Origin of the sequence: Nocardioides sp. AX2bis (assembly GCF_902506435.1) — a bacterium.
In the GTDB taxonomy this organism is placed as follows: domain Bacteria; phylum Actinomycetota; class Actinomycetes; order Propionibacteriales; family Nocardioidaceae; genus Nocardioides.
Genome location: NZ_LR733215.1, coordinates 1,108,445 through 1,131,316, shown reverse-complemented (window position 1 = coordinate 1,131,316; position 22,872 = coordinate 1,108,445). Strand labels below are relative to the sequence as shown.

Sequence of the window (22,872 nt, the reverse complement as noted above, 5' to 3'; positions counted from 1 at the left end):
GCGTGCCTGGGTTCCTGGAGCTCGTCGTCATCGCCTTCGTCGCGATCGTCGTCTTCGGACCCGACAAGCTGCCCGACCTCGCCAAGCAGGCGGGGCAGCTGATCCGCAAGGGTCGCAACCTGGCCAACAACGCGCGCGACGAGCTGCGCACCGAGCTCGGCCCGGCCTACTCCGACCTCGAGCTGCGCGACCTCGACCCGCGCGCGGTGGTGCGCAAGCACATCCTCGAGGCGATGGAGGAGGCCGACGAGGAGGAGCGGAAGGCCCGCACCGCCCAGCGCACGCTGGCCGAGGGCGAGGTCCCGCCGTACGACACCGAGGCCACCTGAGCCGGGACCGCGACCGTCACCTCGACTGTCCGCGAGCGTCATCTCGGCTGTCCGCGAGCGTCATCTCGACTGTCCGCAAGCGTCACCTCGACTGTCCGCGAGCGTCATCTCGGCTGGTCGGGCCGGACCTGGGCGGCGGAGAGCGCGGCGAGGGGGACCAGGCAGCGGTGCGCCGCGTCCGCGCCCTCCTGCAGCTCGACGAAGTCCGCCCCGACGCGCAGCAGCGTGCCCTCGTGAGGTCCCCCGTCCCGCAGGTGCAGCACGCACGGCTGCCCCTCCTCGGCCAGCCGCCGCAGGAACGCCGCCAGCCCGAGGGCGGCCACCCGCGGCCAGGCCACCTCGGGCACCGAGCGCGCTGACGACCCGCTGACCGACTGCACGGCCGCGAGCGGCACCGCCCAGTCCTGCGCGGCGCCCCGCAGCAGGAACCACCCGTCGCCGACCCGCTCCAGGGTGCCGACCACCGGTCCGACCCCGGCCACCCGGACCACCACCGGGTCCCCGAGGGAGGCCATCAGCCGGCTCGCGAGCGTGACCGCGCGGTACTCGGCGCGGCTGCGGTCGGCGATCTCGGGCGCCCGGTCGGCGTCGTAGAGCGTCTCCGCCCGGCTCTCCAGCTCGTCGAAGAGGTCGAGGAGCCGCTCGTCTGCGCCCATGGCGCCAGCCTGCCAGAACGAGGGTGACTGTGGATGGACGGTTGACGACCGATGCGAACAGGCGTTGGCTGAGGCAAACAGACGCAAACGCATGCATAGGACCGTCGATGACCTCTCGCTCCCCCCTCGTCCGGAGGCTCGCCGTGGCCGTCGCGGCCACGGCGGGGATGCTGCTCGTCGTCGCCCTCGCGCTGCCGGAACTCGGTACGACGCTCGCCGACGCCCGGGTCGGGACCTGGCGCTCGGTGTCGTTCGAGGACCTGCTGGTCCGGGTGTGCGCCGTGGCCGCCCTGACCGCCGGCGGGTGCTGGTGGACCGGGGTCCTGCGCCTGGTCGTCGCCGCCGGCACGGCCGTCGAGCCCGCCCACCTGCCGGTCCCGGCCGGCCTGCCGCCGTGGCTGGGGCGGGCGGTCCTGACGGCGTGCGGCGTCGCCCTGGTCGCTGCCCCGGCGGCCCCGGCGCTGGCCGCCGGCAGGTCCGACGGCCCCGGCACGGACCCGATCGCCGCCCTCGCGCTGCCCGCCGCCACCGGCGACCTGCCCGGCACCGGTCCCGGGGGCCTGCCGCTGCCCGACCGCGTCGCCGGGGAGGCCCCCGGCACCGCGGGGCAGAGGTCGACGGCGTCCCGGCGACCCGGCCCGACCCCGGCGGCGCGCACGACGGTCCGGGTCTCGCCGGGCGACTCCCTCTGGCAGATCGCGGAGACCCAGCTGCGCGCCGCGGGCGCACCCGTCGACGACGCGGCCGTGGCGACCCGCTGGCAGGAGATCTACGCCGCCAACGCCGAGCGGATCGGCCCGGACCCGGACCTGGTCCTGCCCGGCCAGCACCTCGACCTCGACCGACCCTGACCGACCTGCGACCCCTGCCCCGACCGGCCCGTCCCTAGGAGACCGCCATGTCCTCGACCGTCGTCCCGATCCGCCCGCCCGTGCCGGTCAGCGGCGTCCAGGGCACGCTGGCCCTGGCCCTGCTCCCCCGGCGCGAGCCCCCGCCGACACCGGTCGTGCCCCCGGGTGACGACGGCGCCCGGAGCGTCGAGGCGTGGGCCCGACGCGTGGTCCAGGCCGCGCTCGAGATCGTCGGCGGCGACCGGCCCGCCAGCCAGCTGGTGCGGTGGGTCGACCGCGAGGTCCTCGCCGACCTGCAGCGCCGCGCCTGGCTGGTGGCCCACGCCGGCGGTCACACCCCCGGCGTCGCCCGGGTCCAGCCGGTGCGGCCGAGGGTGCTCAGCGTGCACAGCTGCGTCATCGCCGACGGCGTGGTCGACGCCGCCGTGCACGCCGCCCACGGCCCGCGGTCGCGGGCCGTGGCCACCCGGTTCGAGCGGCGGCGCGGACGCTGGGTCTGCACCGCCCTCGACTTCTCCTGACGCTGGCGCTCAGCCGTTGGCGCGCGCGGTCAGACCGGTCGGTCCGCCCGCCTGCCCGTGGCAGCGCTTGAACTTCTTCCCCGATCCGCACGGGCACAGGGCGTTGCGGGTGGTGCCGGCGAACTCGTCGTCGGACGCCGCACCCTCGGCGCGCACCTCCGCCTCGCCGTCCTCGCTGGGCGCGGTGTAGGAGAGGCCCTGGGGCTGCGTGGGCCGGTCCAGGCCCTTAGCCCGGATCGTGGGCACCTCCCGACGCATCGGCTCGTCGTCGACCTCGGCCTCGGCACCGTCGGGGGCGACCAGCACCGGCTCGGGCTCCTCCTCGACGGTGACCTCGAGGTTGAACAGGAAGCCGACGGCCTCCTCCTTGATGCCGTCCATCATGGCGGTGAACATGTCGTAGCCCTCGCGCTGGTACTCCACCAGGGGGTCACGCTGCGAGTAGGCCCGCAGGTAGATGCCCTCGCGCAGGTAGTCCATCTCGTACAGGTGCTCGCGCCACTTGCGGTCGAGCACCGACAGCAGCACCCGGCGCTCGAGCTCGCGCATCACCTCGTCGCCGACCTGGGCGGTGCGGGCGTCGTACGCCTGGTGGGCGTCGTCCTTGAGCACCGCGACGACCTCGTCGACGTCGAGGTCGGCCCGGCTGCCGGACCGCGCCTCGACGTCGGCGATGCTGACGCCGACCGGCCAGATCTGGTTCAGGTCGGTCCACAGCTGCTCGAGGTCCCACTCCTCGGAGAACTGCTGGGCGGAGCCGCGCACGGTCCCCTCCACGACGTCGTCGAGGAAGCCGCTGACCTGCTCCTGCAGGTCGGCGCCCTCGAGGACCTCGCGGCGCTCGGTGTAGATCACCCGGCGCTGGCGGTCCATCACGTCGTCGTACTTGAGGACGTTCTTGCGGGACTCGAAGTTCTGCGACTCGACCTGGCCCTGCGCGTTGGCGATCGCGCTCGTGACGCGCTTGTTCTCGATCGGCACGTCGTCGGGGATCTTCATCATGGTCAGCACGCGGTCGACCCACTCGGACTTGAAGAGCCGCATCAGCTCGTCCTCGAGGGAGAGGTAGAACCGCGACTCGCCGGGGTCGCCCTGGCGGCCGGACCGCCCGCGCAGCTGGTTGTCGATGCGTCGGGACTCGTGGCGCTCGGTGCCGACGACGTAGAGCCCGCCGAGCTCGCGCACCTGGTCGTGCTCGGCCGAGACCTGGGTCTTGAGGCGCTCCAGGGTCTCGGGCCAGGCGGCCTCGTACTCGTCGGCGGTCTCGCCGAGCGGCTCGAGCCCACGGCGGCGCAGCTCCTCGTCGGCGAGGAACTCCACGGACCCGCCGAGCATGATGTCGGTCCCGCGACCGGCCATGTTGGTCGCCACGGTGACCGCGCCGCGGTGCCCGGCCTGGGCCACGATCTTGGCCTCGTCGGCGTGCACCTTGGCGTTGAGCACGTTGTGCGCGATGCCGCGCTTGGTCAGCAGCCGCGAGAGGAGCTCGGACTTCTCCACCGACACGGTCCCCACCAGGACCGGCTGGCCCGCGCGGTTGCGCTCCTCGATGTCGTCGGCGACGGCCTCGTACTTCGCGGTCTCGGTGCGGTAGACGAGGTCCGCCTGGTCCTCACGCTTCATCGGGCGGTTGGTCGGGATCGGCACGACGCCCAGGCCGTAGGTCTTGTCGAACTCGCTAGCCTCGGTCATCGCCGTGCCGGTCATGCCGGACAGCGTGGAGTAGAGGCGGAAGAAGTTCTGCAGGGTGACCGTGGCCAGGGTCTGGTACTCCTCGCGGACCCGGACGCCCTCCTTGGCCTCGATCGCCTGGTGCAGGCCGTCGTTGTAGCGGCGACCCGCGAGCATCCGGCCGGTGTGCTCGTCGACGATGAGCACCTCGCCGTCGATGACGACGTACTCCTTGTCGTTGCGGAAGAGCTCCTTGGCCTTGATCCCGTTGTTGAGGAAGGAGATCAGCGGGGTGTTGGCCGACTCGTAGAGGTTCTCGATCCCCAGGTGGTCCTCGACCTTGGTGATGCCCGGCCCCAGGACCGAGATGGTGCGCTTCTTCTCGTCGACCTCGTAGTCGGTGTCGCGGTCGAGCTTGGCGACGATCTTGGCGAACTCGCCGTACCACTTCACCTCGTCCTGGGTCGGGCCCGAGATGATCAGCGGCGTCCGGGCCTCGTCGATGAGGATCGAGTCGACCTCGTCGACCACGGCGAAGTGGTGACCGCGCTGCACGCACTCCTCCAGGGAGCCGGCCATGTTGTCGCGCAGGTAGTCGAAGCCGAGCTCGTTGTTGGTGCCGTAGGTGATGTCGCAGGCGTACGCCTCGCGCCGCTCGGCCGGACGCATCGACGGCAGGATGACCCCGACGGACAGCCCGAGGAAGTGGTGGACGCGACCCATCATCTCGGACTGGAACTTGGCGAGGTAGTCGTTGACGGTGACGACGTGGACGCCCTTGCCCGTGAGCGCGTTGAGGTAGGCCGGCAGCGTGGAGACCAGGGTCTTGCCCTCGCCGGTCTTCATCTCGGCGATGTTGCCGAGGTGCAGCGCGGCGCCACCCATCACCTGCACGTCGAAGTGCCGCTGCCCCAGGACGCGGCGGGCCGCCTCGCGCACGGTGGCGAAGGCCTCGGGCATCAGGTCGTCGAGGCTCTCGCCGTCGGCGTAGCGGGCGCGCAGCTCGTCGGTCATGCCCTGGAGCTCGGCGTCGCTCATCGCGACGAAGTCGTCCTCGATGGCGTTGACGGCGGCCGCCACGGTCTCGAGGCGGCGCACGATCTTGCCCTCGCCGAGGCGGAGCAGCTTGTCGATGATGACGGGCACGGTGCTGCGACTCCTTGGATCGGGGGCCGACGGCGTCGCGCGTCGGCCCGCCCATGCTACCCAGGGGGGAGAACAGCGCCCCAACCCGCGGCCAGGGCCCCGGCCAGCGGCGCGGCGAGGTCGCCGCGCTCCCCCACCCGGACCTCGGCCAGACCCAGCCACCCGGCCAGGCGCACCAGCTCGGCGGCCAGCTCCTCGGCCGTGCCCGCCGGCGCACCGTCCTCGGCGAACGCCCCGGGCACCCGCAGGACCCCGGCGGCCCGGTCGGCCTTGAGGTCCACCCGGGCCACGATCTGGTCGCCGAGCAGGAACGGCAGGACGTAGTAGCCGTAGCGCCGCTCGGCGGCCGGGACGTAGATCTCGATCCGGTAGTGGAAGCCGAACAGCCGCTCGGCGCGCTCGCGCTCCCACACCACCGGGTCGAACGGGCTGAGCAGGGTCCGGGCGGCGACCCGGCGGGCCCGGCGGGCGTCGCGGTGCAGCCAGGCCGGTCGGTCCCAGCCCTCGACCCGCACCGGCTCGAGCTCCCCGGCCTCGACCAGCACCTCGACCGCCGGGCGCACCTGGTCCAGCCGCGCCAGGCGGTAGTAGTCGCGCAGGCACGGCAGCGTGACCACGCCGTGCGAGCGGGCCGCGCGTCGCACCAGCTCGAGGTGCTGGTCGGCGACCGAGGGCGTGGGCGCCTCCAGCACCGCGCGTGGCAGCACCCGCTCCGGGAGGTCGTAGAGCACCTCGAACGAGCCGGTCCGCCCCGCGATCGCGAGGTCCCCCACGAGGTAGAGGTAGTCCAGGACCTGCCGGGCCCGCGACCAGTTCCAGCCCCAGTGCTCCCGGCTGCGCGGCAGCCCGTCGTCGAGGTCCCGGGCCGTCGAGGGGCCCCGGTCCGCGATCTCGGCGAGCAGCGCACGTTCCAGGTCCGTGCCCGCCTCGAGCACGGTCCACTTCCCGCGCCGGGCACGGTAGTGGTCACGGCGGTGCGCCATCGTGGGCCACAGGTCGACCGGCATCAGCGCCTGGACGTGCGCCCAGTACTCGACGAGGTGACGCGGCGACCGCTCGGCGGCGCGGTGCAGGAGGTCGGGGTCGTAGGGCCCCATCCGCGCGTACAGCGGCATGTAGTGCGCCCGGGCCAGCACGTTGACCGAGTCGACCTGGAGGACGCCGGTCCGGGCGACGGCCCGGTCCAGGGTGCGCATCGTGGGCGCGGCGTGGGCCGGGTCGCAGAAACCCTGGGCGGCGAGCGCGACCCGCCGCGCCTGGGCGGTCGAGAGCGAGAGCACCGGTCAGCTGGGCAGCTCGAGCAGCTTCTCCTTGAAGGCGTACATGACGGCCTCCATGCGGGAGTGGAGCTGGAGCTTCTCGAGGATGTTGCGCACGTGGTTCTTCACGGTGTTCTCGCTGATCGTCAGCCGACGGGCCACCTCGCGGTTGTTCAGGCCCAGCGCCACGAGCCGGAGCACGTCCATCTCGCGGTCGGTCAGCCGCAGGTTCGCCGCGGTGCGGCGCTCGGGGCGCGACATCTGCTTGAACTCGTCGATCAGCTTGACCGCCATCGACGGGCTGATCAGCGACTGGCCCTCGACGACGACCCGGACGGCCTGGGCCACCTCCTCGATGGAGGAGTCCTTGAGCAGGTAGCCCGACGCCCCGCTCTTGACCGCCTCGTAGAGGTCGCTCTCCTCGTCGGAGACGGTGAGCATGATGATCTTGGTGGCCGGCACGGACTCCTTGATGGCCAGGCAGGCCTCGATCCCGGAGCGGCGCGGCATCCGCACGTCGAGCAGCACCACGTCGGGCGCGGTGCTCACGGCCAGCGCGATGCCCTGGTCGCCGTCCCCGGCCTCGCCGACGACCTCGAGGCCGTCCTCGAGGCCGAGCAGCATGGTCAGCCCACGGCGGAAGAGCTCCTGGTCGTCGACCACGATCACGCGGACGGGCTCCGGGGCGGCGGAGGCAGGCGAGACGGGGGCGGCCACCTCGGCATCATCGCACGGCGACGGGGTGCGGCCTCCCGGCCACACCCCGTCGTCGTCGTGCGGCTACTCCTCGACGAGGTCGAGCGCGATCACCCCGTAGTCGTAGCCCTTGCGGCGGTAGACGACCGCAGGGCGCTCGGACTCCTTGTCGACGAACAGGTAGAAGTCGTGGCCCACCAGCTCCATCTCGTAGAGCGCCTGGTCCAGCGTCATGGGGGTCGCCGGGTGCGACTTCTCGCGCACCACGAGCGGACCGTCGCCGGTGACCTCGATCGGGCCGACCCGGTGCTCGCGCGCCGTGTCGTCGTCGGTCTCGTCCTCGGCCGCACCGAGCAGGTCGCGGTCGATCGGGACGTCGGCCAGCGCCTGGCCCACGGAGACCGGCGTCCGGCGCCCGCGGTGCACGCGGCGGCGGTCGGAGGCGCGCCGCATCTGCTCGGCCATCTTGTCCATCGCGAGGTCCAGGGCGCCCATCTCGTGGTCCGCGACCGCCTCGGCCCGGATCACCGGCCCCTTGGAGTAGGCGGTGAGCTCGACGTGGGTGCTGCGGTCGTGCTGGCGGGGGTTGGCCTCGCAGTCGACCTCCACGTGCACCCGGATGATGCGATGGTCGTGCTTCTCGAGCCGGGCCAGCTTCTCCTCGGCGTGGCTGCGGAACCGATCGCTCAGCTCGCAGTGGCGTCCGGTGACGACGACCTCCATGGGGACCTCCTGCACTCGTAGGACCCGGTCGGCGGGGGCACCGACCGGGTGGGGTGTGACGTGTGCTTCCGGTGGTGCGAAGGAGCCCGCCCGGCCGACCTGGTCTTCGACCCCACAACCGCCTGCGGCAGCGTTCGCAGCTCGTCTGCCATCTCTGGCGCCACTACTGGCCGTCTCCCGCGGACACCGGTGTCTGACCGGTGGCACGGGGCAGGACTTACCTCTAAGCCGCACCGTGATCGTCCCGGTCGGGGCATGCCCCGGCGGGACTTACGTGGACCGTTTCGCCTGCGACTGGCATCGGCTTGCCGTTCCGGCGCCCTGGTGGGCGCGACGTCGGCGCAACCACGGACCCGGGCGGACTCCATGACGAGACGTTAGTGGGTGGCCGGGTCGGGCGAAAGGCCGGAGGGCTCTTTTCGGCGCAAGGTCGTCGCTGCGACCGCCGCCACCGCGACCACCGGGACGCCGACGGCCTCGAGGGCGCGCTGCGCCTCCCGCACCGTGGCACCGGTGGTGACGACGTCGTCGCAGACGACGACCCGGGCCCGACCCACCCGGTGCGCCAGGCGCCCCACGCGGCGGGCGTCGCACGCCATCGAGCCCGCGAGGTTCGCGGCCCGGGCCGACGCGGTGAGGCCGGACTGGTCCAGCACCCCCCTGCGCAGGCGCAGCAGCGGGGCGACGACGACCGGGACGCCGACGACCGGGCGCAGCCGGGTCGCGGCCGCACGGGTCATCCGCGCGGTGGCGTCGTGGCCGCGCGCCCGGACGCCGGCGCGCCGCGACGGCACCGGGACGAGCACGACCGGCGCCGGGCCGGGTTCCCCCGGCTCGGGCCGCTCGTCCTCCAGGGCGGCGGCGACGGCCAGGGCCAGCCACCCCCCGAGCGTGGCGGCCAGCGGCAGCACGCGCCGCTCCTTGTGGGCCAGGACGGCGTCGCGCACGGCGCCGGCGTACGGCGTGGCCGCCCACGGCGGCACCAGGCCCTGCGGCGGCGGGTCCGGCCAGCAGCACCACGGGTGCGGGTCCGGGGCCGCCGCGCACCGTGGGCACCACGGCCGACCGGGGGTCGCGCAGCCGAAGCAGGTCGACCCCGCCACCAGGTCGAGGGCGGCATCGACCACGGCCCCGTGCACGGCAGGCTCAGCCGGCGTAGCCGAGGGAGCGCAGGACGACCTCGGTCACCGGGACCTCGCCGCCCGAGTCGACGTCGACCAGGCGGGAGCGGCCCACGGCGTAGGTCTGCTGGTCGACCACCGGGCTCCCGGCCAGCCCGCGCACGGGACCGCGGACCGTCGTCGACAGCGTCGACAGCCCGCTGGGGGCCCCGTCGACGGTGATCGTGCGCACCTCGACCAGGTCGTCGCGCACCGTGCTGAGCAGCGAGGCCGTGGTCGGTGAGGACCACGCGAGGTCGCGCACCCGCAGCCGCCCCCCGTCCTCCGAGACGATCCGGGTGTCGGCGACCGCGCCGCGGACCCGGCCCTGGTCGGTCACCAGGATCCGGGCGGTGTGCAGGCGGTCGGACCGCGGACCGCGGACCACGGCGACCAGCCGGGTGGCGTCGCGGGAGACCAGGACGTCGACGACGTCGCGGCCCGTGACCCCGGGCACCCGCACCTCGCGCGGCTCCCCGGACCCGACCTCGTCGAGGTGCAGCACCCGCGCCCCGTCGGCGGTCCGGTCCACCAGCCACAGCCGTCCGGCGACGTCCCAGCCCGGCGTCAGCAGGTCGGTGGCACCGCTGAGCACCTCCTGGACCCGTCCGGCCTCCTCACCCTCACGGACCGGCGCCTGGAGCACCGAGGTGCCGCCGCCGCCGACCGCGGCCGCCACCGTGCCCTCGAGGTCCACGGCCACCGAGCGCACGCCGAAGTCCTCCTGGCCCAGCGGGCCGGACACCCGCTCGAGGTCGTCGGGCGCCCCCGAGACGAGCAGGCCGTCCTGGTCGAGGCCGTAGAGCAGGCTGCTGCTCTGGTAGCCGGTCGGGTCGTACGGCGCGCCCCCCTGCACGGAGTAGGCGGACGCGTCGCCGGGCAGGGGCACCGCGACCCCGCCGATGCTGACCCGGATCGCGGCGATCGAGGTGTCCTGCCGCATCGTCCAGGCCAGCTGGGCCAGCATCAGCGCGTTGGCGTCCGCCGAGCGCACCGGTGCGTCTCCGGTCAGCTCGACGTCGGCGACCCCGTCGTCGTCGATCGGGACCGACAGCCCGAGCCCGAGGCCGTCGGGCAGGAACGAGCGCGTGGCGAGGCGCGCGGCGCCCGCCGGGCCGGCCAGGAGGCCGTTGACCAGGTTGCTGGCCAGCTGCTCCCCGCGGGGCACGAAGACGGACTCCGGCACCAGCACCTGCCCGGTGCGGTCGAAGAAGTAGAGCGACACGCTGCGGAAGCGCTGCTCGAACCAGGAGGCCGGGACGACCAGGGCGTCGGGCGGGTCGGCGATGCGGAACTCGCCGTCCTCCATCACCATCCGCAGCCGCAGGGTCGAGGCCTCCGGCCCGAGGTCCCCCACCCACGCGCCCCGGTCGTCGAGGCGCTCGGCGGAGGTGAGGGCCACCTCAGCGCCGCCGGGCACGCTGACCGGGGCCATCGAGTCGGCGTAGATGATCGTCGAGGCGTCCGGGTCCCAGCTGGTGCGCGCGTCCTCGGCGAGGTACTGCTGGGCGACGCTGCTGCGGATCGGGGTGGCCGTCATCGCCTCCAGGAAGCCCTGGGCGACCTGGATCGCGGAGGCTCCGGGCTGCGGCGGCACGGGGTCGATCGCGGTGGCCCGGCCGTCGTCGCCGCTGGAGGAGGTGTCGGTCTCCACGACCGGACCGCTGGCCGGCATCTGCACGCAGCCCGCGGCGAGGCCGAGCACCAGCAGCACCGCGGCCAGCACGGCTGCGCGGCGGGCGGAGGGACGCGTGGGCGGGCGGGAGCGGGACGACGTGGGGCCACTCATGACGACGCCCCGGCGAGCGGTGCGTCGTCGGCGGCCGGCTCGGCGTCGGCCGGCACGAGGGGCAGCGGGCTGTGGCGCAGGGCGGCACCGACCCGGCGCGGGAGCGTGAGCCGGAACTGGGCACCCTGGCCCGGGCGTCCCCAGGCCTGGAGCCATCCCCCGTGCAGGTGCGCGTCCTCGAGGGCGATCGACAGCCCGAGGCCGGTCCCCCCGCTGGTCCGCGCCCGTGCCGGGTCGGCGCGCCAGAACCGGTTGAAGACCATCGCGGCCTCCCCCGGCGCCAGGCCCACCCCGTGGTCGCGCACCGTGACCGCCGCCCCGTCCGAGTCGGCGGAGACCCGGATCTCGACACCCGCGCCGGCCCGCGTGGCGTCGGCGTGGTCGATGGCGTTCGAGACCAGGTTGCGCAGGACCCGCTCGACCCGGCGCACGTCCGCCTCGGCCACGCAGGGACCCGCGGCCGGCAGCACCACCACCCGCACCCCCCGCTGCTCGGCCAGGGGCCGGGTCGACTCGACCACCCGCTCCGCGGCGTCGACCAGGTCGACGTCCTCGGTGTCGAGCACCGCCGCACCGGCGTCGAAGCGGCTGATCTCGAGCAGGTCGACCAGCAGGGTCTCGAACCGGTCGAGCTCGGTCTGCAGCAGCTCGGCGGCCCGGGCGGTGGTCGGCTCGAAGGACCCCCGCGCGTCGTGGAGGAGGTCGCCGGCCATCCGGACGGTGGTCAGCGGGGTCCGCAGCTCGTGCGACACGTCGGCGACGAAGCGGCGCTGCACCCGGCTGAGCTCCTCGAGCTGGCGGATCTGGCGCTGCAGGTTGCTGGCCATCTGGTTGAAGGAGGTGGCCAGCCGGGCGATGTCGTCCTCGCCGCGCACCCGCAGCCGCTCCTGCAGCTGCCCGGCCGCGAGGCGCTCGGCGACCTGCCGCGCGAGGCGGACCGGCGTGACCACCTGGCGGGTCACCAGCAGCGTGACGCCGGCGACCAGGACGATCAGCAGCAGGCCGGCGGTGAGCAGCGCCCGGGCGACCAGGGCCAGGGTCTCGCTCTGCTCGGCCAGGGGGAAGAGGTAGTACACCGTGTAGGTGTTGCCGTCGGAGGGCAGCCTGACCTGGGAGCCGACCACGACGCCCGGGCGGGTGCTGGCGACGCCCTCCTCGTCGGTGGTGCGGATCGAGGTGTAGGTCCAGGCGGTCGCGGCCACGGTGGAGAAGTGCTCCTGCAGCGGGGCGGGGACGCTGTCCAGCTCGAGCCCGGGGCTGTACTCGGCGCCGCCGTCGGCCAGGTCCGGCCCTCCCACCGGCCCGGCGAGGACGACCGCGAACCCGCGGGTGTCCCCGCGCGAGATCAGCTGGTCGGCGAGCTCGCGCTGCTGGCGGGTGGAGTTGTTCTCGGTCCCGCTGGCCGCGCCCAGGCGGGCCTCGGCCTCGGTGGTCTCGTCCCCGGCCTCGGTCACGACCGCGTCGACGCGGTTGTCGAGCAGCCCGTCGCGGGTCTGCTGCAGCAGGAACCACCCGACCACCCCGACCACGACCGCGGTGAGGAGCAGGGTGCTGGCCACCACCCGGGCCTGGATCGAGCGCCGCCAGAAGGTCAGCCAGCGGCGCAGGCCCGCGGTCGTGCCGGTCGGGAGCGCCGGTGGCACCTCAGCCGCCGGCCTTGTAGCCGACCCCACGGACGGTCAGCACGACCTCCGGGTGCTCCGGGTCGTGCTCGACCTTCGAGCGCAGCCGCTGCACGTGCACGTTGACCAGGCGGGTGTCCGCGGCGTGGCGGTAGCCCCACACCTGCTCCAGGAGGACCTCGCGGCTGAAGACCTGCCACGGCTTGCGAGCCAGGCAGACCAGCAGGTCGAACTCCAGGGGCGTCAGGCTGATCGGGGTGCCGTCACGGGTGACGACGTGGCCGGCGACGTCGATCGCGAGGTCGCCCACGGTCAGCGCCTCGGAGGTCGGGCCGTCCACCCGACGCACCCGCGCCCGGATCCGGGCGACGAGCTCCTTGGGCTTGAACGGCTTGACGACGTAGTCGTCCGCGCCGGACTCCAGCCCCACCACCACGTCGACGGTGTCGCCCTTGGCCGTCAGCATCACGATCGGCACGCCGGACTCGGCGCGGATCTCCTTGCAGACGTCGATCCCGTCCCGCCCCGGCAGCATCAGGTCCAGCAGCACGACGTCGGGACGGTAGTCGCGGAACTGCTCCATCGCGAGGTCGCCGCGGGTGCACATCCGGCTGTCGAAGCCCTCCTGGCGCAGCACGATGGTCAGCATCTCGGCCAGGGCGGCATCGTCGTCGACGACCAGCACGCGACCCCGGGCGGGGGCCGCGGCGCCACCGGGGAGGTCGACGTCGGCGGAGGCGCTCATGGCCCCATCTTGCCCCACGCTCACAGCGACGGCCCCCGACCCCGCCCGCGTCCGGTGGACGAGGGGGGTCGGGGGCCGGGCTGTGGACGGTCGGGGACCGACCGTCGCAGGGTGCGTCAGTAGCGGTACTCGTCGGACTTGTACGGCCCCGAGGTCGGGATGCCGAGGTAGGCGGCCTGGTCGTCGCTGAGCGTGGTCAGCTTGACCCCGAGCGCACCGAGGTGCAGGCGGGCGACCTCCTCGTCGAGGTGCTTGGGCAGCACGTAGACGCCGACGGGGTAGTCCTGCGGCTTGGTGAAGATCTCGATCTGCGCCAGGACCTGGTTGGTGAAGGAGTTCGACATCACGAACGAGGGGTGGCCGGTGGCGTTGCCCAGGTTCATCAGGCGGCCCTCGGACAGCACGATGATCGACTTCTGCGTCTCCGGGAAGGTCCAGACGTCGACCTGCGGCTTGACGGTCTTGCGCGAGGCGACACCGTCGGCCTCGAGGCCGGCCATGTCGATCTCGTTGTCGAAGTGACCGATGTTGGCGATGATCGCCTGGTGCTTCATCTGCTTCATCTGCTCGACCGTGACCACGTCGCGGTTGCCGGTGGCGGTGACGATGATGTCGGCCTGGCCGATCACGTCGTCGAGCGTGGTGACCTGGTAGCCGTCCATCGCGGCCTGCAGGGCGCAGATGGGGTCGATCTCGGTGACCACGACGCGGGCGCCCTGGCCGCGCAGCGACTCGGCGCTGCCCTTGCCGACGTCGCCGTAGCCGCACACGACCGCGACCTTGCCGCCGATGAGGACGTCGGTCGCACGGTTGATGCCGTCGATGAGCGAGTGGCGGCAGCCGTACTTGTTGTCGAACTTCGACTTGGTGACCGAGTCGTTGACGTTGATCGCCGGGAAGAGCAGCGAGCCCTCGCGCATCATCTCGTAGAGACGGTGCACGCCGGTGGTGGTCTCCTCGGTGACGCCGCGGATCTCGGCGGCGACCTGGGTCCAGCGGTCCTTGGTCGCGGCGAGGCTGGCCTGGAGGACCTCGAAGACGATGCGCTGCTCGGCGCTCTTGGCGGAGTCGAGCGCGGGCGCCTCGCCCTTCTTCTCGGCCTCGACGCCGAGGTGCACCAGCATCGTGGCGTCGCCACCGTCGTCGAGGATCATGTTGGCGAACACGTTCTCGCCGTCCACGACGCCCCAGTCGAGGATCTGCTGGGTGCACCACCAGTACTCCTGCAGGCTCTCGCCCTTCCAGGCGAAGACCGGGACGCCGGCGGGCTGCTCGGGCGTGCCGTCGCGGCCCACCACGACCGCCGCGGCGGCGTGGTCCTGGGTGGAGAAGATGTTGCAGGAGGCCCAGCGGACCTCGGCACCCAGGTCGACCAGGGTCTCGATGAGGACGGCGGTCTGGATCGTCATGTGCAGCGAGCCGGCGACGCGGGCGCCCTTGAGGGGCTTGTCCTTGCCGTAGCGCTCGCGCATCGCGACGAGGCCGGGCATCTCGTGCTCGGCGAGGGTGATCTCGGTGCGGCCGTAGTCGGCCAGGGAGAGGTCGGCGACCTTGTAATCCACGGGATGTGCTCCTTAGTCCACGCACAGGGCGTCGGGACGGGGTGACGGACGGCGGACTTCGAGATTAGGACGGCCGTCGCGCATCCACAGAATCCTCACGACCCCCTATTTCCGCACCCGCCCGCTCGCTCCCCCGGTCGCTGACCCGGCGGCCGCGGTCAGCGGTCGACGAGGCCGAGGGCGAGGTACTCGCTGGCGTAGGTGCCCGACAGCAGCAACGAGGCGTAGCGGGCCACCTCGCCGGTGGCCTCGGACCCCAGCACCTCCACCCGCAGCCGACGCTCGTCGGCCAGCGCGACCAGGCGCGCGCGCTGCTCCCGCGTGACCGGGTCCTCGGCGCCGTCGTCGAGCAGCAGCAGGGCGGGCTGCGGCGGTCCCGCACCGTCGGCCACGGGGTCCTCGAAGAGGTCGCGTGGGCGCGCCGCGGCCAGCACGGGCCACAGGACGTCGACGTCACCGGCCAGGGCCGCGCGACCGCTCGTACGCCGCATCGACTCGGCCACCCGGCGCGCGGCTCGCTGGGCGAGCACGGACCCGCCCCAGAGCAGCGGCGTGGTGTCGGCCAGCGCGATGGCCAGCGCCTTGGCCGGGTTCACCGTCAGGTCGCGGTGCGGCGAGGCCGACCGGGCGACGTCGTCGAGCGCGCCGGCCACGGTCTCGGGGTCCGCCTGCGGCCCGAGCCCCACCCGGTGCAGGAAGTCCAGGACCACCACCGCCGCCGCCAGCTGGTCGCGGGTGGTGCACGGCAGCACGGCGCTGTCCCGGCCGGCGGCGTGCTCCACCACCATCGAGCCCGGCGGTCCTGCGACGACGACCTGGCAGCCGCGTCGTACGGCCTCCGCCACCGCGGAGGCGGTGCCGGGGTCCGAGCCCTCGGGGGCGAGCACGACCACGAGGTCGAGGGCACCGGCCCAGCCCGGCAGGACGGGGTGCGGCCAGGCGACGAACGGCACCGGGCAGGCAGGTTCGAGCACGGCCCGCAGGAGCCGGGAGTCGGGGCCGGCCGCGATCACCGCCCGTGGGCGGCTCTCCGCGGCACGCAGCCCGACCGCGGCCTCGCCGGCCAGGGCGGTCGCCGACTCGCCGGCGTCGAGCCGCACGCGGGCACCGGACCCGGCCAGGAACCGCAGCCGCTGGTCGACCGACGCCAGGGCCGACTCGTCGTCCAGACGCGCCTCGTCGAACCAGCTCACGGCCGGGTCATCGCCGGACGGCCTCGTCGACCAGCAGCACCGGGATGCCGTCCCGCACGGGGTAGGCCAGCCCGCAGCCCTGGCAGACCAGCTCGTGGCCGACCCCCTCGGGCGGGGTGCCCACCGTCAGCGCCGAGCGGCAGTCCGGGCAGACCACCACGTCGAGCAGGACCGGGTCGAGCACCGGCTCGACCACCGGGTCGTCGGCGCTCACGCCGTCCCCCTGATCGTCGACAGGACCTCGTCGCGCACGCGTGCCATCGTCTCCTCGTCCTTCCCCTCGGCGTTGAGCCGCAGCAGCGGCTCGGTGTTGGAGGACCGGACGTTGAAGGTCCAGTCCTCGTGGCTGACGGTCAGCCCGTCCAGGTGGTCCGTGCCCACCCCGGGGCGGGCGCCCCAGTCGCGCTCGATCGCCGCGACCACCCCGGGCGCGTCCTGCACGGTCGAGTTGATCTCCCCGCTCAGCCGGTAGCGCTCGTACGGCGCCAGCAGCGTCGACAGGGTGCCGCCGTGCTCGGCGAGGGCGGCCAGGGCGTGGAGCGCGGCGAGCATGCCGGAGTCGGCGCGCCAGAAGTCGCGGAAGTAGAAGTGCCCGCTGTGCTCCCCCCCGAAGACGGCGTCGGTCTCGGCCATGGTCGCCTTGATGAACGAGTGGCCGACGCGGGTCCGCACCGGGACGCCGCCGAGCTCGGTGACCAGCTCGGGCACGGCCCGGCTGGTGATCAGGTTGTGGATGACCGTCGAGCCGGGGTGGCGCGCCAGCTCGCGCTCGGCGATCAGCGCGGTCAGCGTCGAGGGCGGCACGAGCGCACCGCGCTCGTCGACCAGGAAGCAGCGGTCGGCGTCGCCGTCGAAGGCCAGCCCGACGTCGGCGCCCTCGGCGAGGACCGCGGCCTGGAGGTCGCGCAGGTTCTCGGGGTCGATCGGGTTGGCCTCGTGGTTCGGGAAGCTGCCGTCGAGCTCGAAGTAGAGCGGCACGACCTCGACCCGGTCCGTCCCCAGCCGGCCGAAGACCGCCGGGGCGGTGTGCCCGGCCATGCCGTTGCCGGCGTCGACGACGACCTTGAGACGGCGGCCCTCCACCGGCGCGAGGCCCAGCAGGTGGGCGGCGTACGCCTCGAGCACGTCGTGGGAGGAGATCGAGCCGGCGACCGCGGCGAGGGCCCCTCCGCCGGCGGCGGCGAGGTCACGGACCGCGGTCAGCCCGGTGTCGCCGCCCAGCGGCACGGCGGCGGCGCGGCACATCTTGATGCCGTTGTAGGCGGCCGGGTTGTGGCTGGCGGTGAACATCGCCCCGGCGACGCCGAGGTGGCCCGAGGCGAAGTAGAGCTGGTCGGTCGAGGCCAGCCCGATCATCGTCACGTCGGCCCCGGCCTCCGCCGCGCCGTCGGCGAACGCGCCGGCCATGCCCGGGGACGTGGGGCGCATGTCGTGGCCGACCACCACGTGGGACTCGCCCACGACGTGGACGAAGGCCCGGCCGACGGCGCGGGCGAGCTCCTCGTCGAGCTGGTCGGGCACGGTGCCACGCACGTCGTAGGCCTTGAACACGGCGGCCAGGTTCGCGGGGTCCAGGGTGGAGGACATGGGAGGACCCTAGCCGCGCCCCGGGGTGGGGCTCACTCGCTGGTCAGCACCCGCAGGTGCCCGCGCCGCCCGGTCTCCCGCGATCCCCCGGCGGGCGGCTCCGGTGCTCGCGGGGGGAGCGGCCGGGCGGCCTCACGGACCGCGTCGGCCAGGGCCAGCAGGTCGTCGTTGGAGGGGCCCCGGTCGCGGGTGTCGCGGACCAGCCGCAGGACCTCCCAGCCACGCGGCGCGGACAGGCGCTGGCCGTGCTGCTCGCACAGGTCGTAGGCGTGCGGCTCGGCGTAGGTCGACAGCGGCCCGAGCACGGCGGTCTGGTCGGCGTAGACGTAGGTCAGGGTGGACACGGCAGGCCGACCGCACGGGGTGCGGGAACATCGACGGGCCAGGCTCACGAGGCCGACCGTACCCGGCGGCGCCCGGCCCCCCGACTAGGCTCGCGGCGTGGCGAGCGACCCGGCACCCCGACCTCGTCCGCGCGACCGCCGGGGACGGGGGATGCGTGGTCCCGCGATCCTCCCGCGGGTGCCCGGCCGGCCCGAGACACCCACGCGGGCGGACCGCTTCGACGCGATGGTGCTGGCCTCGGTGAGCGGGATCGAGGACCGCTGGCGCGAGCGCCTCGGGCTCGTCGAGTACGCCGTGGAGGACGCGCCGCAGGTGGGTGCCGACTGGGGCAGCAGCCCCGTCCCGCTGTCGGCCCTGGTGCACGCCAGCGGCGCGACCCCGGCCCGGGTGGTGCTGTTCCGCCGGCCCCTCGAGCTCCGGGCCGAGGACCGCGAGGACCTCCGCGCGCTGGTGCACGCCGTCCTGGTCGAGCAGGTGGCGGTCCTGCTCGGCCTCCCCCCGCAGGACGTCGACCCCCACTACGCCGACGACCCGCCCGACCAGTAGCCGAGATGACGCTCGCGGACAGCCGAGGTGACGCTCGCGGCGCGTCGAGGTGACGGTTCCGGCGCGCGCGGGGGGACGCTCAGGGCAGCGCGGGGCGGACGGCGCCGACCAGCGCGGTGGTCTCGAGGTCGTGCAGGCGGACGACCGCCGCTCCCCCGCCGCCGCCCTCGCCACGGACGACCACGGACGCGGCCGCGGCGGTGCCCCGCAGACGGACCTCGAGCAGGCGGGTCCCCTCGGGCAGCTCGAGCACCGAGGCCCGCGCGGGCGCCAGGTCGGCCCGCAGACCCTCCTGCGGGCCGAGCGCGTCGCCGTCCGCGTCGCGGGGCGTGGCCACGACGGTGCCGCCGCCGGTCGCCCCGGCGAGGACCAGCTCGGTCGCCCCGGTCGGGAGCACCGTGGTCGTGCCGCCCTGGCCGAGGGTCTCGGCGGCCGGGGTGACGGCGAGGTCGCCCTCGACGACGGTGCGCAGCGCGGCGGTCACCGGACGGGACGCCTCCAGTCGCAGGCCCACCACGTCGTCGAGCGCCGCCCCGTTCAGCACCTCCCCGAGGTCGAGCGAGGCGGTGCCCTGGGGGTCGACGTCGAGCTCGGGCGACCCCTCCGGGGTGAACTCGGAGTCCGTGGTGACCACGGAGACCGCCACCCGGGCCTCGTCGTCGGAGGCGTTGGCCACGACGAGGTCGCGCAGCGCCTCCTCGCCGGGCAGGCCGAGCAGGAGGACGTCGGTGGCCGGCTCGGCCTGGGAGGCGGCCCACTCGGAGCCCGACGCTCCCGCGCCGAGCTCGTCGAACCGGTCCAGGACCGCGGCCCCGACGCGTCCGCGCGTGGTGGTGACGTGGAGCGCCAGGTCACCGCGCCGTGGGATCTCCTCGGCCAGCTCGATCCGGACGACGCCCTGACCGGGTACGGCCACCCCCCGCAGCGACGGGGCGTCGACGACCCCCCGCGGGCCGTGGACCACCACGTCGGCCACGGCCGGGCCGCCGTCGGGGTTGGTCAGCTCCAGCACCGACGGCTGACCGGGCGAGGCCCCGACGCCGGTGAACCACTGGTCGGGTCGCGGGTCGCGGCACTCCGGCGCCGTGGGGTCGCCCTCCTCCGGGAACCGGCCGGCCACCAGTCCCGGCGCGAGGTCGCCCTGGCCGGTGACCTCGGCCGGCAGCGAGGCGGCCGGCGCCGACACGTCGGGCGCGGTGGCGGGGACGGCGGGCTCGACCGCGACGTCGGCGACGTCCTGGCCCCGGCGCACCTCGACCTCGCCCGCCGCGTCGCCGGTGGTGGTCACGACCACCGGGGCGTCCAGCCCGGGGCAGGTCGTGGTGGACCGCGTCAGGGTCGCGCGCTCGGGCGGTACGGCTCCCGGTGCGGCCGGGTCGACGTCCACGACGAGCAGCGCCAGGACGGTGAGCAGCGGCACGACGAGCGCCAGCGCGGTCGTGACGTCGGGTCGACGCCGGCCGGGGGTGGTGGCCCGCGAGCGCCGGCCGGGGGCGGTGGCGTGGCTCATCGGCGGGCCTCCCTGGTGGTGGGCGCGGCGAGCACGAGGACGGCCAGCACGGCCAGGGCCTGCACGACGAGCAGCACCGGGCGCCACCAGCCGTCGGAGCCGGAGACGGCGTCGGGGTCGAGCGCGCGCTCGACCTGCCAGGCACGGGTGCTGCGGTCCTCGGCACTGGCCTGGGCCAGCCCGCTGGTGGCGTCGAGCCCGGCGGCGACACGGCCGTCCACGGGCGCCGGGAGGACGACGTATTCGACGCCGTCCTCGGCGAGGCCGGCGACCACGGCCGGCGTGGGCGCGGAGACCAGCTCCTGGACGAGGCCGGTCAGCGCGGTGTCCTCGGAGGCCAGCGCGAGGACCTCGTCCTCGCCCACCGTCGCGCCGTCGTCGCGCACCACGGTGTAGCGCAGCCCCTCCTGGATCGAGCCGCGCACGAGGAGGATCCCGTGCTCGGGACCGGTCGCGGCGCTCTGGAGCATGTAGGCCGGGATGTCGCCGCCGGGGTCGTCGACCAGCTCCTCCTGGCCGTCGAGGACGGCCCAGACCATCCCGCCGAGCGGGACCGCCAGCGCCGCCACGGCCACCGCCGCGGCCAGGGCGACGACCGGGCGGGGCCGCTCGGTCTCGCCCGCCCGCAGCGAGCCGCCCTCGAGCAGGCCCTGCCCGCCGAGGACCGCAGCCGTCACCAGGCAGCCCTGCCACAGCACGACGAGGGCGCCGAGGCCGGGCGCGACGGTGACGCCGTCGAGGGTGAGCGGGACGAGCGCGACCAGGGCGGCCGTCCCCGCGACCACCGCCGCGACCAGCCAGCAGACCAGCACGCCGACCCGGCTGCGGCGGGGCAGCAGCGCCGCGAGGCCCAGGACCAGCAGGACGACGCCGAGCCAGGCGGGGGCACCGACGGCGCCCGCCGCGCCGACCCGCCCGAGCAGCGCGCCCGGGCCGTCCGGGGCGAGCGACGGGTCCGTCACGGGGGCCCCGGCCTCGAGCAGCAGCCCGGCCGCGCCGCCGTGCACGAGCAGCGGCAGCCACCACGGGAGCAGCAGCACCGGCACCGCGCCGAGCGCCGCCGCCGGCGGGCCCCACGCGGACCGCTCACGCACGGCACGCGGGGCCAGCGCCGCACTCAGGGCCAGCACCACGACCCCGAGCAGGAGGGCGGCGAACCAGGTGACAGGGGCGAAGGCGCAGGCCAGCGCGAGCAGCAGGCCCGACCGCCACGCGGCGCGCCAGCGACGGTCCGGGTCGGGGTCGGCGAAGCCGAGGCAGGCGTGCGCTGCCCAGGGCATCAGCACCGCTGCCACCACCGGTCCCAGCCGTCCCTCGCCCCAGGCTCCGCTGGTCAGCGGGACCAGGGCGTAGGTCGTCGACCCGGCCAGCAGCAGCCACCGCGACGCCCCGCGCGGGCTGGCCAGCCGGCCGACCACCCGCAGGAGGCGCCAGGCCCCCCACAGGGCCAGCGGGGCGGCGAGCACCAGCAGGGCCGACACCGCGCCGGTGGGCGTGAGCAGGGTGCCCAGCAGCGCGAGCGGCAGGACGTACGCCGGGGCGGGGACCGCGGTGCCCTGGCCGAGCGGCAGCCAGGAGCCCGCGTACAGCGACCACCAGGCACCGACCGACTCCGGCGCCGGCGACAGCACGCCGCCGCTGACCGAGCCCAGGCCGGCGCGCCCGGCGACGAGCAGCCCGACCACCACGGCCACCAGGAGGACGGCGATCGGGGTGGTCAGCAGCCGCACCAGCACCCCGTTGTCGGCCAGGGCCTGGTCGTCGTCCTCGGGCTCGGCGCGGCGGGCCGCCATCGACGACGGGTCGTGGGCGGCGGTCGCCGCGCGCCGCCGCTCCGCGACGTCGGAGGCCTGGACGGTGAGGGCCGAGGCCAGGTCCGACACGACGTCGAGCCCGTGCCGGTACGGCACCCAGAACGGCGCCCGCAGCCGGCTGACCCGTGCCTCGTCGGCCGCCCGCCCGCCCCGCGCGGCGGTCCGTGCACGCCGGGCCGCACGCAGCTCCCCCGGGGAGGAGAGCACCGAGAGCAGGGCCGCGAGGTCGTCGAGGGCCTCGCCGACCGCGCGGACCAGCACCAGGCCGAGCATCCGCAGCAGCGTGCCGAGGGCCAGCCGCACCACCATCAGCGGCAGTCGCCGGGCGGGGGCGTTGACCAGCAGCGTGTAGAGCGCGGCGCGGCGCTCCTGGTAGTGGGTGTGGCGGCCGGTCAGCGGTGTCCGACGAGCACCGCGGTGGGCGGCCTCGGCGTGGAACACGACGGCCTGCGGCACCACGAGGGTCGTACGCCCGGCCGCGGCCGCGCGCCAGCCGAGGTCGAGGTCGTTGCCGAAGACCGGGAGCGCGGGGTCGAGGCCGCCGAGCTCCTCGAGCAGGCGGCGCCGCACCAGCATCCCCGCGGTGTTGACCGCGAGCACCTCGCGCAGCTCGTCGTGCTGGCCCTGGTCGTACTCGCCGCGCTCGAGGCCCGTTTCACGCTGTCCGGTGCCCGAGATCGTCACGCCCAGCTCGAGCAGCCGGCGCAGCGAGGGCCACTCCCGCAGCTTCGGCCCGAGGAGGTCGGCCTCGGGGTGCTCGGCGGCCGCCGCCAGCAGCGCGTCGAGCGCGCCGGGGGCAGGGGTGGCGTCGTCGTGCAGCACCCAGATCCACTCGGGGGGCTCCCCGGTGGCGGCCAGGCGGTCCAGACCGGTCTGGACCGCGTCGGGGAACGAGGTGGCCGGGCCGGCGCGGACGACCTCGCCGCGCAGCGGGCCCTGGGCGAGGGCGGCCTCGACGAGCGAGGCGCTGGCGTCCTTGCTGCCGGTGTCGACACCGACGACCCGTCCGACCCGGTCCTGGGCCGCGAGCCCGTCGAGCACGGTGGGCAGCCACCGCTCGCCGTCGTGGCTGACCAGCAGCACGGCGACCGACGCCGGAGCGGGCACGGGGGCAGGCTCAGCGACGGCCGGGGACGGAGACACGGAC

At 74.8% G+C, this 22,872-nt stretch carries 20 protein-coding genes; 4 read left to right on the top strand and 16 right to left on the bottom strand.

Annotation, left to right across the window (positions count from 1 at the left end; translation table 11 throughout):
• The first annotated feature begins 2 nt into the window (after positions 1-2).
• Entirely contained in the window at positions 3-329 is a 327-nt protein-coding gene (locus GV155_RS05395; RefSeq protein WP_160005956.1) for a sec-independent translocase, read from the top strand.
• 104 nt (positions 330-433) lie between these two features.
• Here the strand turns inward: GV155_RS05395 and GV155_RS05390 are convergent, their stop codons facing one another.
• Positions 434-985 (bottom strand): hypothetical protein, encoded by a 552-nt coding sequence (locus GV155_RS05390; protein ID WP_160005954.1) that lies wholly within the window; start codon positions 983-985, stop codon positions 434-436.
• A 107-nt stretch (positions 986-1,092) separates the two neighbouring features.
• Between GV155_RS05390 and GV155_RS05385 the strand changes: the two genes are divergently transcribed.
• Complete coding sequence (locus GV155_RS05385; RefSeq protein ID WP_160005952.1) at positions 1,093-1,836, top strand: LysM peptidoglycan-binding domain-containing protein; 744 nt, start codon at positions 1,093-1,095, stop codon at positions 1,834-1,836.
• 47 nt (positions 1,837-1,883) lie between these two features.
• The gene (locus GV155_RS05380) at positions 1,884-2,357 is read left to right on the top strand and encodes an Rv3235 family protein (protein ID WP_160005950.1); all 474 of its coding nucleotides are present in this window, start codon (positions 1,884-1,886) and stop codon (positions 2,355-2,357) included.
• A 9-nt stretch (positions 2,358-2,366) separates the two neighbouring features.
• Here the strand turns inward: GV155_RS05380 and secA are convergent, their stop codons facing one another.
• The 13 genes from secA to GV155_RS05315 all read right to left on the bottom strand — a co-directional run bounded on the left by secA (position 2,367) and on the right by GV155_RS05315 (position 17,902).
• Positions 2,367-5,174 (bottom strand): preprotein translocase subunit SecA, encoded by a 2,808-nt coding sequence (secA, locus tag GV155_RS05375; protein WP_160005948.1) that lies wholly within the window; start codon positions 5,172-5,174, stop codon positions 2,367-2,369.
• 56 nt (positions 5,175-5,230) lie between these two features.
• Complete coding sequence (locus GV155_RS05370; protein WP_160005946.1) at positions 5,231-6,454, bottom strand: winged helix-turn-helix domain-containing protein; 1,224 nt, start codon at positions 6,452-6,454, stop codon at positions 5,231-5,233.
• 3 nt (positions 6,455-6,457) lie between these two features.
• Positions 6,458-7,150, bottom strand: a complete 693-nt coding sequence (locus GV155_RS05365; RefSeq protein WP_236554030.1) for a response regulator — start codon at positions 7,148-7,150, stop codon at positions 6,458-6,460.
• 63 nt (positions 7,151-7,213) lie between these two features.
• A complete protein-coding gene (hpf, locus tag GV155_RS05360) occupies positions 7,214-7,852 on the bottom strand; it encodes a ribosome hibernation-promoting factor, HPF/YfiA family (RefSeq protein ID WP_160005944.1) in 639 nt (212 codons plus the stop codon).
• A gap of 377 nt (positions 7,853-8,229) precedes the next feature.
• On the bottom strand, positions 8,230-8,979 hold the full coding sequence (locus GV155_RS05355) for a phosphoribosyltransferase family protein (protein ID WP_160005942.1): 750 nt from the start codon (positions 8,977-8,979) through the stop codon (positions 8,230-8,232).
• A gap of 19 nt (positions 8,980-8,998) precedes the next feature.
• On the bottom strand, positions 8,999-10,801 hold the full coding sequence (locus tag GV155_RS05350; RefSeq protein ID WP_160005940.1) for an LpqB family beta-propeller domain-containing protein: 1,803 nt from the start codon (positions 10,799-10,801) through the stop codon (positions 8,999-9,001).
• The gene (gene mtrB / locus GV155_RS05345) at positions 10,798-12,444 is read right to left on the bottom strand and encodes an MtrAB system histidine kinase MtrB (protein ID WP_160005938.1); all 1,647 of its coding nucleotides are present in this window, start codon (positions 12,442-12,444) and stop codon (positions 10,798-10,800) included. Before mtrB ends, GV155_RS05350 begins: the two co-directional genes overlap by 4 nt.
• Position 12,445: 1 nt before the next feature.
• On the bottom strand, positions 12,446-13,168 hold the full coding sequence (mtrA, locus tag GV155_RS05340) for an MtrAB system response regulator MtrA (RefSeq protein WP_160005936.1): 723 nt from the start codon (positions 13,166-13,168) through the stop codon (positions 12,446-12,448).
• Positions 13,169-13,284: 116 nt separating this feature from the next.
• A complete protein-coding gene (ahcY, locus tag GV155_RS05335) occupies positions 13,285-14,730 on the bottom strand; it encodes an adenosylhomocysteinase (RefSeq protein ID WP_160005934.1) in 1,446 nt (481 codons plus the stop codon).
• A gap of 158 nt (positions 14,731-14,888) precedes the next feature.
• A complete protein-coding gene (locus tag GV155_RS05330; protein ID WP_160005932.1) occupies positions 14,889-15,923 on the bottom strand; it encodes an SIS domain-containing protein in 1,035 nt (344 codons plus the stop codon).
• 7 nt (positions 15,924-15,930) lie between these two features.
• Positions 15,931-16,137, bottom strand: a complete 207-nt coding sequence (locus GV155_RS05325; protein ID WP_236554028.1) for a Trm112 family protein — start codon at positions 16,135-16,137, stop codon at positions 15,931-15,933.
• Positions 16,134-17,510 carry a phosphomannomutase/phosphoglucomutase gene (locus tag GV155_RS05320; protein ID WP_160005930.1) on the bottom strand — a complete coding sequence of 459 codons (1,377 nt, stop codon included), beginning with the start codon at positions 17,508-17,510 and terminating at the stop codon, positions 16,134-16,136. Before GV155_RS05320 ends, GV155_RS05325 begins: the two co-directional genes overlap by 4 nt.
• Before the next feature lie 32 nt (positions 17,511-17,542).
• Positions 17,543-17,902, bottom strand: coding sequence for a DUF3499 domain-containing protein (locus GV155_RS05315; RefSeq protein ID WP_160005928.1), 360 nt, complete (start codon positions 17,900-17,902; stop codon positions 17,543-17,545).
• Between the two features lie 49 nt (positions 17,903-17,951).
• Between GV155_RS05315 and GV155_RS05310 the strand changes: the two genes are divergently transcribed.
• Positions 17,952-18,401, top strand: a complete 450-nt coding sequence (locus tag GV155_RS05310) for a metallopeptidase family protein (protein ID WP_236554024.1) — start codon at positions 17,952-17,954, stop codon at positions 18,399-18,401.
• 79 nt (positions 18,402-18,480) lie between these two features.
• Here the strand turns inward: GV155_RS05310 and GV155_RS05305 are convergent, their stop codons facing one another.
• Complete coding sequence (locus GV155_RS05305; RefSeq protein ID WP_160005926.1) at positions 18,481-19,911, bottom strand: DUF5719 family protein; 1,431 nt, start codon at positions 19,909-19,911, stop codon at positions 18,481-18,483.
• Positions 19,908-22,832: a glycosyltransferase gene (locus tag GV155_RS05300; RefSeq protein WP_160005925.1), complete on the bottom strand. Its 2,925-nt coding sequence runs from the start codon at positions 22,830-22,832 to the stop codon at positions 19,908-19,910. The genes GV155_RS05305 and GV155_RS05300 overlap by 4 nt, the downstream gene beginning before the upstream one ends.
• Positions 22,833-22,872 lie beyond the last annotated feature (40 nt).